The sequence below is a fragment of the Pseudomonas sp. TE6288 genome (assembly GCF_054062095.1).
Genome location: NZ_JBSSEW010000011.1, coordinates 159690 through 172074 on the forward strand (window position 1 = coordinate 159690; position 12385 = coordinate 172074).

The window sequence follows — 12385 nt, forward strand, 5'->3', positions numbered from 1 at the left end:
GCCGTCCAATGCTACAGAATGCCTGTCACGGCTGCCCGGCGACCTCGACGGGCATTTATTGCAAAGTGTGTTGCTCGACAAACACTTGCGGCTCCATGCCTTCGCGGCTGACCAGGCGATTCAACTCGACCCTGGGCAGTCGCACGTTCAGCAGGCTGCGCCCTTCTTCATCATGCTCTTCACTCTGCACGGCACCCAGGGCAAAGAATTGCGCGCGCAGGCGGGCAAACCGTTGCTCCAGGCACAGGGTCCCGACATACAGGTCGTCCCCCAGCAACTCGGCAATCGCCTGGCCAACCAGCTCCAGGCCTCGTCCATCACGTGCCGATACCCAGACTCGCTGCGGCTTGCCATCGGCATCGCGCTGGATCTGCGGCTCGACATCTTCGAGCAGGTCGAGTTTGTTATAGACCTCGAGGATCGGCAAGCTCTCGGCACCGATCTCGCCCAGCACCGCCAGTACCTGTTCAATCTGCTCCATGCGCTCGGGCTCATGGGCATCGATCACGTGCAGCAGCAGGTCAGAGTTGCTCGACTCTTCGAGCGTAGCCCGAAATGCCTCGACCAGCTTGTGCGGCAGGTGGCGGATGAAACCTACGGTGTCGGCCAGCACGATCGGCCCCAGGTCGGCCAGCTCGAGCCGGCGCAAGGTCGGGTCGAGGGTGGCGAACAACTGGTCCGCGGCATACACATCGGATTCGGTCAGCGCATTGAAGAGGGTCGACTTGCCGGCGTTGGTATAGCCCACCAGCGACACCGACGGGATGTCCGCGCGCTTGCGCCCACGGCGGGCCTGTTCGCGCTGGCTGCGCACCTTCTCCAGGCGTGCCTTGATCTGGCGCAGGCGCACCCGCAGCAGGCGGCGGTCGGTTTCGAGCTGGGTTTCACCCGGGCCACGCAGGCCGATACCGCCCTTCTGCCGCTCAAGGTGGGTCCAACCGCGTACCAGCCGCGTGCTCATGTGCTCGAGCTGGGCCAGTTCGACCTGCAGCTTGCCTTCGTGAGTACGCGCCCGCTGGGCGAAAATGTCGAGAATCAGCCCGGTACGGTCCAGCACGCGACACTCGAAGACGCGCTCGAGGTTACGTTCCTGGCTGGGCGTGAGGGTGTGATTGAAAATCACAAGGTCGGCTTCGGCCGAATGGACCAGGTCGCGCAACTCCTCGACCTTGCCGCTGCCGATCAGAAACTTGGCGGTGGGCTGATGCCGCGCCACTGTTACCAGCGAAACGATATCGGCTCCGGCCGACAGCGCCAGCTCCTGAAACTCCTGCGGATCTTCGCGCGCCTCAGGGTTCTGACCTTCCAAGTGAACGAGCAGCGCTCGCTCACCACCACCGTGGCGCTCAAAGAACAATGCAGGCTCCTACTTTTTTCAAGCGTTACCTGGCTCGCTGTCGCCGTGCTCACCATCGGTCGGGCTTGGCAGACGAACCGGGCGTGCGGGGACGACGGTCGAAATGGCGTGCTTGTAGACCATCTGGCTGACGGTGTTTTTCAGCAGCACGACGAACTGGTCGAAGGATTCGATCTGGCCCTGCAGCTTGATCCCGTTGACCAGATAGATCGAAACCGGGACTTTTTCTTTTCTCAAGGTGTTCAAGTAAGGGTCTTGTAGCGAATGCCCTTTTGACATATGCCGCACTCCTGTAAGGATCAATAATAGAAAATCAAGAAAATCGATAAATTATGCCGCCCCTTCGCAAGAATAGACGGCAACTGGCAGGGACTCAGCTCAATATGGAGACGGTCCCCAGGTATTTCAAGGTGCGGGACAGATTGTCGCAGGCCAGGCTATCCAGCCAGTGGACGTCGGACCAGCCGCGCAACCAGGTGAATTGCCGCTTGGCCAGCTGACGCGTGGCAATGATACCGCGTTCACGCATCTCATTCTCAGTCAGCTTGCCGTCGAGGTAGTCCCAGACCTGCCGATATCCCACTGCCCTTATAGACGGCAGCTCCGCATGCAAGTCACTTCTGGCCCGCAGCGTTCGGACCTCGTCGACAAAGCCCTGTTCCAGCATCTGTGAAAATCGTAACGCAATTCGCTGATGCAAAATGTGACGATCTGTAGGCGCTATCGCCAGGCTGGCGACAGTATAGGGCAAATGCTCGCCCGCGCCTGCGTCTGCGCCGCTACTTTCCGCGTATTGACGCTGACGGTGGGCGGTCATGCTCTCGCCACTCACTTTGTACACTTCAAGCGCACGGATCAGCCGCTGCGGGTCATTCGGATGAATGCGCGCCGCCGACTCCGGATCGACTTCGGCCAGTTGGCGGTGCAATTCGGCCAAACCGAGCGCCTGCGCCTGTGCCTCCAGCTCGGCACGCACCATGGCATCGGCTGGCGGCATGTCCGCCAGGCCATCGACCAGTGCCTTGTAATAGAGCATGGTGCCGCCAACCAGCAGTGGGATCTTGCCGCGCGCGGTGATCTCGGCCATGGCTTGGAGAGCATCGGTGCAGAAACGCTTGGCCGAGTAGCTTTCGGCGGGGTCAAGAATGTCGATCAGGCGGTGCGGATGCGCGGCCAACACTTCCTTGGAGGGCTTTGCGGTACCGATGTCCATGCCGCGATAGACCAGCGCCGAGTCGACACTGATCAGCTCGCAGGGCAGCTTGCTGGTCAGCTCGATCGCCAGGTCGGTCTTGCCGGCCGCGGTCGGGCCCATGAGGAAAATCGCCGGAGGTCTGGCACTCATTTCATCGGCCCCGCAGGAACAGCTTGTCCAGATCGTCCAGGCCCATCTGGGTCCAGGTCGGTCGGCCGTGGTTGCACTGGCCGCTGCGCTCGGTGTTCTCCATGTCGCGCAGCAAGGCGTTCATCTCGGGGATGGCCAGGCGCCGGTTGGCCCGCACCGCGCCATGGCAAGCCATGGTCCCCAGCAGTTCGTTCAAGTGCGCCTGGATACGATCACTGGTGCCGTACTCCATGAGGTCGGCCAGCACATCCTGCACCAGGCGATTGGCCTCGGCCTGCTTGAGCAGGGCCGGGATCTGGCGGATCGCCAGGGTTTCCGGGCCCAGGCGCTGCAGCTCGAAGCCCAGGCGCTGGAACCATTGGGCATGTTCCTCGGCGCAGTCGGCTTCGCGCTGGCTCAACGCCAGCGACTCGGGCACCAGCAACGGCTGGCCGCTCAAGCCTTCACTGGCCATCGCCACCTTCAGCCGCTCGTACATGATCCGTTCATGGGCAGCGTGCATATCCACCAGCACCAGGCCGAGGGCGTTCTCGGCGAGGATATAGATCCCCTTGAGCTGCGCCAGGGCGTAGCCCAGCGGTGGGATATCGCCTTGGCTTTCCGGCAACGCGCTCGGCGCGGCGGCGGCATTGTCCAGGGGGGCGTAGAATTCACGGTAGGCCGCCTGGGCCTCGCCGGCATTCAGCGGCTGGGAGGGCCTAGGCGTGTACTGGTACTGATAGCCCGCGCCCGAGCCGCTCGAAGCGAACCCCCGCTGCTCGCCCTGAGGCTGCTCGAGCACTGGCGAGGCCAGGCGCATTTCGCCTTGGGGGCCGAACTCGCCGGCCTGCAAGCCGCTGGGGCGGACCAGTTCGTCGGTGGCCGCCGGTGCCGCAAGCTGGTCTTCCGGGCGCACATCGGCCAGGGCGCGGTGCAAGGTGCCATAGAGGAAGTCATGAACCATGCGCCCTTCGCGGAAGCGCACCTCGTGCTTGGTCGGGTGGACGTTGACATCAACGCCGGCCGGGTCGCACTCGAGAAACAGCACGAAGGTCGGGTGCCGGCCATTGAACAGTACGTCGCGATAGGCCTGGCGCACCGCATGGGCTACCAGCTTGTCGCGCACGGCCCGGCCATTGACGAAGAAATACTGCAGATCGGCCTGGCTGCGCGAGAAGGTCGGCAGACCGACCCAGCCCCACAGTCGCAGGCCGTTGCGCTCGACATCAATGGGCAGCGCCTGCTCGAGAAAGCCCGGGCCGCAGATGGTGCCGACCCGCCGCGCCCGGGCCGTTTCGTCGGCGGCCTCGTGCAGGCTGAAGATGGTCTTGCCGTTGTGCCGCAGGTGAAAACCGACGTCGAAACGCGCCAGCGCCAGGCGCCGGATCACTTCCTGCAGATGATCGAATTCGGTCTTTTCGGCCTTGAGAAACTTGCGTCGCGCCGGGGTATTGAAGAACAGATCACGCACTTCGACGGAGGTGCCGACCGGATGCGCGGCAGGCTGCACCCGCGGGGTCATGTCGCGCCCCTCGGTTTCCACTTGCCAGGCTTCGCTGGCATCGGCGGTACGCGAGGTAAGGGTCAGGCGCGCCACCGAGCTGATCGATGCCAGGGCCTCGCCGCGAAAGCCCAGGCTGAGCACGCCTTCAAGGTCTTCCAATTCGCGGATCTTGCTGGTGGCGTGGCGGGCCAGCGCCAGCGGCAGGTCATCGGGGGCAATGCCACCGCCGTTGTCGCGCACCCGCAGCAACTTCACGCCGCCCTGTTCGACCTCGACCTCGATGCGCCGAGCACCGGAGTCGAGGCTGTTCTCCAGCAATTCCTTGGCCACCGAGGCGGGGCGCTCGACTACCTCGCCGGCGGCGATCTGGTTCGCCAGCCGCGGGCTGAGCAGCTGGATACGCGAGCCGCCACTCATTGCTGGGACGCCAGGGCGGTGGTGGGGATGTCAAGGTGCTGGCCAACCTTGAGCTCGTCGGTCTTCAGGTTGTTGCTACTGCGCAGGCCAGCCACGCTGACCTGGTAACGCACCGCAATCATCGCCAGCGTCTCGCCGGGGCGCACGGTGTGTTCACGCGGGCCCTGGACGATCTTGCCACTGTCGCGCAGCCAGGCGATGTAAGTGCCAGGCGGCGGGTTCTGCTGGAAGAATTGACGCACACCGGTATGAATCGAACGTGCCAAGGCCTGCTGATGGCTACGGGTAGCCAGCTTGGCCGCCTCGTTGGCGTTGGAGATGAACCCGGTTTCAACAAGGATCGATGGGATATCCGGCGACTTCAGCACCATGAACCCGGCCTGTTCCACCCGTTGTTTGTGCAACGGCGTGACCCGGCCCATATTGCCCAGCACCTTCTGCCCGACATTGAGGCTGGAACTGAGGGTGGCGGTCATCGACAGGTCGAGCAGCACCCCGGCCAGCATGCGGTCCTTGTCGTCGAGGCTGACGTTGCCGGCGCCGCCGATCAGGTCGGAGCGGTTTTCCGTGTCGGCCAGCCAGCGGGCGGTCTCGGAGGTTGCGCCACGGTCGGACAGGGCGAACACCGAAGCGCCAAAGGCAGCCTTCGACGGCGCGGCGTCGGCGTGAATCGAGACAAACAGATCGGCGCCCTTCTTGCGGGCGATCTCGGTGCGCTTGCGCAGCGGGATGAAGTAGTCACCGGTGCGGGTCAGCTCGGCGCGGTAACCCTTCTCGGAGTTGATCTGGCGCTGCAGTTCCTTGGCGATATCCAGCACGATGTCTTTCTCGTGCTGGCCACGCGAGCCGGACGCGCCCGGGTCTTCGCCGCCGTGACCGGCGTCGATGGCGACCACGATGTCACGCTTGCCACTCGGTGCTGGCGGCAGCTTGATCGCCGGTTGCGCCGGGGTGACAGGCACCGCCGGCGTGGTGGCCGGTGGCTGCGGTGTCGGGGGCGGTGTCGGGTTGCTGGCGGCGATGGCGTCAGCTTCCTGATCGTACAGGTCGACCACCAGGCGATTGCCGTACTGGGCGTTCGGCGCCAGGGTGAAGCTCTTCGGCGACACGGCTTTCTTCAGGTCGACCACCACGCGCAGGTCGGTGGGCGTGCGCTGGGCCGAACGCACACTGGTGATTGGCGTGTTCGACGTGGAGACGTTCAGCGGCGCCCCCAGGGTGGCACCGTTGATGTCGATCACCAGGCGATCAGGAGCGGTGAGGGTGAAGACGCTGTGCTGCACAGGCCCGGACAGGTCGAAGACCAGCCGCGTATTGTCCGGAGCGCGCCACAGGCGCATGCTCTTGACTTGAGTGACGGCCAGAGCGTCAACGGTCACCGCGGTCAGCAGCAGCCCAACAACAGCGACCAGTGCGCGTATGCGCATACCTTTCCCCACTTACTGTATGAATTCTTTGGCCAGAACGGCACACCAGGCTTCGCCGCGAGCCCCTTGCGGCGACAGGTTAAGCGAACGTCCGCCCGCTTGCGGGCTTATGGTAATGGTCAGGTCGGGCTTTGGCAAAACGCCCGCACCTTTATCGGGCCATTCGAACAGGCACAATGCATCGCCCTCGAAATAATCGCGAATGCCCATGAATTCAAGCTCCTCCGGGTCGACCAGGCGATAGAGGTCGAAATGGAAGGCGCGAACCTCACCAATCTCGTAGGGTTCAACCACGGTAAATGTCGGACTTTTTACCGGGCCGGTATGACCCAGGCCACGAATCAGCCCGCGGGACAGGGTGGTTTTGCCTGCCCCCAGGTCGCCCTCGAGAAAAATCACACCATGACCTTTGGTCACTTCGGCCAGTTTCGCGCCAAAGGCGACGGTGGCGTCCTCGTCGCCCAGAAACAGGGTTATGCCTGACACGCTGAATGCTCCTCCAATAACGCTCTAATGACCGGCACCAGATCACTGGCCGCCAGCCCTCTACCTTTGACACCCAGCCGCTCGCCGGCGCAGGCATGCAGCCACACCCCCAGGCACGCGGCCTGCCAGGCGTCCAGCCCCTGGGCCAGCAAGGCTGCGAGCACGCCTGTCAACACATCGCCCAATCCGGCACCAGCCATGGCTGGGTGCCCACGGCCGCAAACCGCCAGTTGCCCGCCAGGGTCGGCCACCAACGTGCCGGCGCCCTTGAGCACGCAGACGCTGGCGTAGCGACGCGCCAGCTTGCGCGCCGCCCCCGGCCGGTCGGCCTGCACCGCCTCGGTGGAAATCCCCAGCAGGCGCGCGGCCTCGCCGGGGTGCGGGGTGAGAATGCTACCGCTGGGCAGTGCCAGTGGCGTGCGCGCCAGCAAGTTGAGCGCATCGGCGTCCCACACCTGTGGCCGGTGGGCATTGGCCACCGCCGACAACAGGCTGCGCCCCCAACCGGCCTGGCCGAGGCCAGGGCCGACCACCAGCACCGTGGCACGCTCGAGCAACGCCATCAGTTGGTTGGCCGAGCTCACGCCCATCCACATGGTCTCGGGCAGGCGCGTCAGCCCCGCAGCTACGTGTTCGGGGCGGGTGGCCACGCTGACCAGGCCGGCGCCGCAACGCAACGCCGCCTCGCCACTGAGCATCACCGCGCCGCCTGTGCCCAGGTCGCCGCCGACCACCAGCACATGGCCGAAATCGCCCTTGTGGGCATCAGCGGCACGTGGCGGCAGCCTGGCCAAGGTCAGGCTGCTGAGCGGTAATGGGGGGTGTTTGGTCTGAGGCATGGGGTCAAAGGCTCCGATGTCTGGCAGAATTATACGCACCTCCGCTTGTAATGCTTGTTCATCCATGTCCGCCGACCTTCCAGACATCGCCACATTGGCCCAATCGATCAAGGATTGGGGCCGCGAACTCGGTTTTGCCCATGTCGGCATCGCCGGTGTCGACCTTGGCGAGCACGAACAGCATCTGCAGCGCTGGCTGGCGGCAGGCTACAACGGCGAAATGGAGTACATGGGCGAGCATGGCAACAAGCGCTCGCGCCCGGCCGAGCTGATCCCCGGCACGTTGCGGGTGATCTCGCTGCGCATGGACTACCTGCCCGGCGACACGCAAATGGCCAAGCGCCTGGCAGAGCCGGAAAAAGCCTACATCTCGCGCTACGCCCTGGGCCGCGACTACCACAAGCTGGTGCGCAAGCGTGTGCAGCACTTCGCCGACCGCATCCAGGAAGCCATCGGCCCGTTCGGCTACCGCGCCTTCGTCGACAGCGCTCCGGTGCTGGAGAAAGCCCTGGCCCAGGAGGCTGGCCTTGGCTGGATTGGCAAGAACACCCTGCTGCTCAACCGCAAGGCGGGCAGCTATTTCTTCCTCGCCGAGTTGTTCGTCGACTTGCCGCTGCCGATCGACGGCGTGCAGGGCAGCGATCATTGCGGGCGTTGCCAGGCCTGCCTGGACATCTGTCCGACCCAGGCGTTCGTCGGGCCCTATCAGCTCGATGCCCGGCGCTGCATCTCGTACCTGACCATCGAGTTGCGCGGGGCCATTCCACTGGAACTGCGCCCACTGATCGGCAATCGGGTGTTTGGTTGCGACGATTGCCAGATCGTCTGCCCGTGGAACCGTTTCGCCAAGACCACGACCGAAGACGACTTCATGCCCCGCCGGGGGCTGGACAATATCGAGTTGGCCGAATTGTTCCTGTGGGATGAAAAGCGTTTTCTCGGCTGCACCGAAGGCTCGCCACTGCGCCGGGCGGGGTATGAACGCTTCCTGCGCAACCTCGCGGTAGGGCTTGGCAACGCACCGTCGACCATCCCCGTGCTGGAGGCGCTCAATGCGCGTAGGAATGATCCTTCGGAACTGGTACGCGAACACGTGGAATGGGCCCTGGCTCGCCACAACGCCCTTTGAAGCTCGCTGCTTCGCCTTTGCCTTTGCCTTTGCCTTTGCCTTTGCCTTTGGCGATCAAAAGGTCAACCCCATAGCCCGCGAGCGCCAGCTGCGCCAGTGCAGGCGCCGCCCGTAACTTCGCGACTTCAGGAGGCCGAACGCAGGTCTTGCGGAGGGAGGTGACGGGCATGGATGCCCGTCAAGCGCTGCGCCCCAGGATGGGGCGTTCAGCGCGGTCCTCCCGGGAGCAAGGCCGGAGTGAGGGAACCCGGAGCGAAGCGGAGGGCCGGATGAATGGAGCGCAGCGTTTTTTGGTTACTTTTTGTCGCGTTTGACAAAAAGTGACTCGCCGGGTGGCGAAAGGGTGACTATGCGTCATTATAGCAAATGAATGCGCTTACAACTGTAAAAACCCACACCAATCGCATTTGACTTTGACTTTGACTTTGACTTTGACTTTGACTTTGACTTTGATTTACACAGCGTGTGTTTTAAAAGTTATATGCGCATTCATTCGCCATGTCGACGCACACTCACCTTTTCGCCTTTACGGCGACCTTCTTTTGCACGCGGGCAAAAGAAGGCAAAAACCGCCCGCTCCATTCATCCGGCCCCTACGCTTCGCTCCGGGGTCCCCTCACTCCGGGCTCGCTCCGGGAGGACGCGCCGACGGGCCATCCATGGCCTGATCGGCGCTTGACGGGCATCCATGCCCGTCACCTCCCTGCGCAAGCCCTCCGTTCGGCCTCCTGAAGTCGCAATTTGTGTCGCCTGAACTATCGCGCACTTAGAAGCAAAAGCAGAGCAAGAGCAAGAGCAAGCAACTCTTCTGAACAATGGCTATATGACTACAGCTACAGCCCTGCCAGAACAATTCTGAATATAGTGGCTGCGCCGCAAAAATTCGCTATTGCTGATCATTGTAATGAAACTTCGGCATCTCCCAATGAAACCGAATCGCCAACAACCGCACCAGAAAACCGCCAAACAGTGTCAGCAGCATGGCCTGCTCCGCCGGCACCTTGAAGTAAACGCACCCCAGATAGAACCAAGCCGCCGCGAACGAAACACTGGCATACAGCTCACGCCGAAACACCAACGGAATATCATTGCAGAAGATGTCCCGCAGGATGCCGCCAAACACCCCGGTAATCACCCCGCTGATGGAGGCGACAAGGAACCCCTGCCCCATCTCCAGCGCGGTCATGCAGCCGATCAGGGTGAACGCCACGAGACCCAGGGCGTCGAGCACCAGGAACAGCGACCGCAGGTGGCGCATCAAGGGCGCGATGAAGATGGTCAGCAGCGCCGCGAAGCTGGTCAGCACCAGGTACTCGGGATGCTTCACCCAGGTCAGCGGGTAGTGCCCGAGCAGCACATCACGCACTGAGCCGCCACCCAGCGCAGTCACGCAGGCGATCAGCACCACGCCGAACCAGTCCATGCCACGGCGGCCAGCGGACAGGGCGCCGGTCATGGCTTCGGCGGTGATGGCGATGAGATAGAGCATCAGCAACATGGTGCAGGTCCGTGCGGGAAAGGCGCGCAGTCTACCCAGTCACGCGGAGCACCAAAAGGGGCGCGCCGATGATCGTCGGCGCACGGCAAGGTCAGACCTTGATGAAGTGCTCGCGATAGTGGCGCAGCTCACCGATCGACTCGCGGATGTCATCCAGCGCCAGGTGGGTGCTGCCCTTCTTGAAGCTGTCACGCACCTCCGGCGCCCAGCGCGCGGCCAGTTCCTTGAGCGTGGACACATCAAGGTTGCGATAGTGGAAGTAGTTTTCCAGCTCGCGCATGTGCCGATAGAGGAAGCGGCGGTCCTGGCAGATACTGTTGCCACAGATCGGCGACTTGCCCTTCGGCACCCACTGCTCGAGGAAGGCGATGGTCTGCGCCTCGGCCTCGGCCATGCTCACCTTGCTCTCGCGTACGCGCTGAGTGAGTCCTGAGTTGCCATGGGTGCGGGTGTTCCACTCGTCCATCCGCGCCAACACCTCATCACTGTGGTGAATGGCGATCACCGGCCCCTCGGCCAGGGTATTGAGCTCGCTGTCGGTGACGATGGTAGCCATCTCGATGATGACGTCGTTGTCCGGGTCCAGGCCGGTCATCTCCAGATCGATCCAGATCAGATTCTGTGGGTTCTGCATGAAAAGGCTCCTCGAATAGCCCGTCATATTAGCCTAGCGGGGCAGCTCGTGGGCGTGCCGTGCTAAACTGCCCGCCGTTTTCTTTCTGCCCCGCCTACTCGGAACCTTCATGGCCAAACGCCAGCTCAACCGCCGCCAGAACTGGCGCATCGAAAAGATCCAGGGTGAGCGCGCCGCCCGCGCCGCCAAACGCGAGCAGCACGTGCTGCAGGAACTGGAAGGCGGCGACCTGGGGCCAGAGCAACTGGGCCTGGTGATTGCCCACTTCGGCGTGCAGGTCGAGGTCGAGGCCCAGGACGGCGAGGTTGCGGGCCAGGTGTTCCGCTGCCACCTGCGGGCCAACCTGCCGGCGCTGGTGACCGGCGACCGTGTGGTCTGGCGCGCTGGCAACCAGGGGATCGGCGTGATTGTCGCGCAGATGCCGCGCAGCACCGAGCTGTGCCGGCCGAACAACCATGGCCAGCTCAAGCCGGTGGCGGCCAACGTCGACCTGATCGTCATTGTCTTCGCCCCTGCGCCCGAACCGCATCCCAACCTGATCGACCGTTACCTGGTCGCCGCCGAGCATGCCGGCATCCGCCCGCTGCTGCTGCTGAACAAGGCCGATCTGATCAACGACGAGAACGCCCCGACTCTCAACGCCATGCTCGAGGTCTACCGCGGCCTGGGTTACCCGCTGCTGGAGGTTTCCGCGCACCAGGGCGATGGCATGCAGCGCCTGCAGCAGACACTAGACGGCCATATCAGCGTGTTCGTCGGCCAGTCGGGCGTGGGCAAGTCCTCGCTGGTCAACAGCCTGCTGCCTGATGCAGGCACCCGTGTCGGCGACCTGTCGGAATGGTCCGGCCAGGGCACTCACACCACCACCACCGCGCGCCTCTATCACTTCCCCAATGGCGGCGACCTGATCGACTCGCCGGGCATCCGCGAATTCGGTCTGGGCCATGTCAGCCGTGATGATGTCGAAGATGGCTTCATCGAATTCCGCGAACTGATCGGCAACTGCCGCTTCCGCGACTGCAAGCATGACCGCGAACCTGGCTGTGCGCTGCTCAAGGCCCTGGAGGACGGCAGCGTTACTCAACAACGAATGAACAGCTACCGTTCGATCATCGCCAGCTTGCCGGAAGACACCTATTGAGGTGGCGGCAAACACGCCAGCATCGTAGGAAATTTTACCGGAGTAGGTAGGACCGCTCCGGTATTGCGGTCGCCTATTGTCCCTCCAGCTGCTTTCCCTGATGGTCATGGCCTTGTCATCGGTATTGATCAGGGAGGGCAGCACAGATGCCGGTATTCATCAGTTACCACCAGAACGAACGGCTCGATGCCTTCATCCTGAACGAGTGGCTGCTACTAGAAGGCATTCCCACCCAACTCGTCCCCTTCGACAGTGAAGGGCAGACCCACGACGACCTGCATGGCAGCTTTTGCCAACACATGGCCGATGCCACTCACTGGATCGGAGTGCTCTGCGAGGCCCATGCCGAAGGCTGGTGGACGGCCTGGCTACTGGGCGCTGCGGCCATGGCGCATCGGCGGGTGACTTTCTACCATGCTGGCTCGACTGACCTGCCGCAGCGCTTGGGCAAGTGGCCAGTAATGCGGGAGCGAGAGCATATCGACCTGTTCGTGCGCGCCTATCATGACGAACAGACCTTTGGCCGGGCCATGGCTTCGCCGGCCGGGGGCGGCGCAGTGTCGGACAGGGACAATGCGGATTTCTTCCATGCCGATCTCAAGGCCAAGATCAGGCGGGGGTTCTGAATG

The 12385-nt window shown here is 63.2% G+C and carries 12 protein-coding genes; 3 read left to right on the forward strand and 9 right to left on the reverse strand.

Features of this window, described 5'->3' with window-relative positions:
* Positions 1-55: 55 nt before the first annotated feature.
* The 7 genes from hflX to ACVWY1_RS13565 all read right to left on the reverse strand — a co-directional run bounded on the left by hflX (position 56) and on the right by ACVWY1_RS13565 (position 7354).
* On the reverse strand, positions 56-1357 hold the full coding sequence (hflX, locus tag ACVWY1_RS13535; RefSeq protein WP_457378395.1) for a ribosome rescue GTPase HflX: 1302 nt from the start codon (positions 1355-1357) through the stop codon (positions 56-58).
* A gap of 18 nt (positions 1358-1375) precedes the next feature.
* Positions 1376-1636, reverse strand: coding sequence for an RNA chaperone Hfq (hfq, locus tag ACVWY1_RS13540; RefSeq protein ID WP_023629894.1), 261 nt, complete (start codon positions 1634-1636; stop codon positions 1376-1378).
* A gap of 94 nt (positions 1637-1730) precedes the next feature.
* The gene (gene miaA / locus ACVWY1_RS13545) at positions 1731-2702 is read right to left on the reverse strand and encodes a tRNA (adenosine(37)-N6)-dimethylallyltransferase MiaA (RefSeq protein ID WP_102683935.1); all 972 of its coding nucleotides are present in this window, start codon (positions 2700-2702) and stop codon (positions 1731-1733) included.
* A 1-nt stretch (position 2703) separates the two neighbouring features.
* Positions 2704-4602, reverse strand: a complete 1899-nt coding sequence (gene mutL, locus ACVWY1_RS13550; RefSeq protein ID WP_277502175.1) for a DNA mismatch repair endonuclease MutL — start codon at positions 4600-4602, stop codon at positions 2704-2706.
* Entirely contained in the window at positions 4599-6029 is a 1431-nt protein-coding gene (locus ACVWY1_RS13555) for an N-acetylmuramoyl-L-alanine amidase (RefSeq protein WP_102683933.1), read from the reverse strand. The genes mutL and ACVWY1_RS13555 overlap by 4 nt, the downstream gene beginning before the upstream one ends.
* A 12-nt stretch (positions 6030-6041) precedes the next feature.
* Positions 6042-6515: a tRNA (adenosine(37)-N6)-threonylcarbamoyltransferase complex ATPase subunit type 1 TsaE gene (tsaE, locus tag ACVWY1_RS13560; RefSeq protein WP_139673831.1), complete on the reverse strand. Its 474-nt coding sequence runs from the start codon at positions 6513-6515 to the stop codon at positions 6042-6044.
* Positions 6503-7354 carry an NAD(P)H-hydrate dehydratase gene (locus ACVWY1_RS13565; RefSeq protein WP_214500921.1) on the reverse strand — a complete coding sequence of 284 codons (852 nt, stop codon included), beginning with the start codon at positions 7352-7354 and terminating at the stop codon, positions 6503-6505. The genes tsaE and ACVWY1_RS13565 overlap by 13 nt, the downstream gene beginning before the upstream one ends.
* A 64-nt stretch (positions 7355-7418) precedes the next feature.
* Between ACVWY1_RS13565 and queG the strand changes: the two genes are divergently transcribed.
* Entirely contained in the window at positions 7419-8483 is a 1065-nt protein-coding gene (gene queG / locus ACVWY1_RS13570) for a tRNA epoxyqueuosine(34) reductase QueG (protein WP_277502176.1), read from the forward strand.
* An 886-nt stretch (positions 8484-9369) separates the two neighbouring features.
* Here the strand turns inward: queG and ACVWY1_RS13575 are convergent.
* A complete protein-coding gene (locus ACVWY1_RS13575) occupies positions 9370-9981 on the reverse strand; it encodes a trimeric intracellular cation channel family protein (RefSeq protein ID WP_023630647.1) in 612 nt (203 codons plus the stop codon).
* 91 nt (positions 9982-10072) lie between these two features.
* Positions 10073-10615: an oligoribonuclease gene (orn, locus tag ACVWY1_RS13580; protein ID WP_139673846.1), complete on the reverse strand. Its 543-nt coding sequence runs from the start codon at positions 10613-10615 to the stop codon at positions 10073-10075.
* Between the two features lie 109 nt (positions 10616-10724).
* Here orn and rsgA point away from each other — a divergent pair, with 109 nt between their 5' ends.
* Together rsgA and ACVWY1_RS13590 are read left to right on the forward strand one after the other, a co-directional pair.
* Complete coding sequence (rsgA, locus tag ACVWY1_RS13585; RefSeq protein ID WP_102682170.1) at positions 10725-11756, forward strand: small ribosomal subunit biogenesis GTPase RsgA; 1032 nt, start codon at positions 10725-10727, stop codon at positions 11754-11756.
* Positions 11757-11902: 146 nt separating this feature from the next.
* Positions 11903-12382, forward strand: coding sequence for a molecular chaperone Tir (locus tag ACVWY1_RS13590; RefSeq protein WP_102682171.1), 480 nt, complete (start codon positions 11903-11905; stop codon positions 12380-12382).
* The last annotated feature ends 3 nt before the right edge of the window (positions 12383-12385 follow it).

Coding starts and splice junctions, on each gene's coding strand:
- miaA (WP_102683935.1), bottom strand. CDS start 2,702: ATGAGTGCCAGACCTCCGGCGATTTTCCTCATGGGCCCGACCGCGGCC.
- ACVWY1_RS13555 (WP_102683933.1), bottom strand. CDS start 6,029: ATGCGCATACGCGCACTGGTCGCTGTTGTTGGGCTGCTGCTGACCGCG.
- queG (WP_277502176.1), top strand. CDS start 7,419: ATGTCCGCCGACCTTCCAGACATCGCCACATTGGCCCAATCGATCAAG.
- orn (WP_139673846.1), bottom strand. CDS start 10,615: ATGCAGAACCCACAGAATCTGATCTGGATCGATCTGGAGATGACCGGC.
- hfq (WP_023629894.1), bottom strand. CDS start 1,636: ATGTCAAAAGGGCATTCGCTACAAGACCCTTACTTGAACACCTTGAGA.
- ACVWY1_RS13565 (WP_214500921.1), bottom strand. CDS start 7,354: ATGCCTCAGACCAAACACCCCCCATTACCGCTCAGCAGCCTGACCTTG.
- ACVWY1_RS13590 (WP_102682171.1), top strand. CDS start 11,903: ATGCCGGTATTCATCAGTTACCACCAGAACGAACGGCTCGATGCCTTC.
- rsgA (WP_102682170.1), top strand. CDS start 10,725: ATGGCCAAACGCCAGCTCAACCGCCGCCAGAACTGGCGCATCGAAAAG.
- ACVWY1_RS13575 (WP_023630647.1), bottom strand. CDS start 9,981: ATGTTGCTGATGCTCTATCTCATCGCCATCACCGCCGAAGCCATGACC.
- mutL (WP_277502175.1), bottom strand. CDS start 4,602: ATGAGTGGCGGCTCGCGTATCCAGCTGCTCAGCCCGCGGCTGGCGAAC.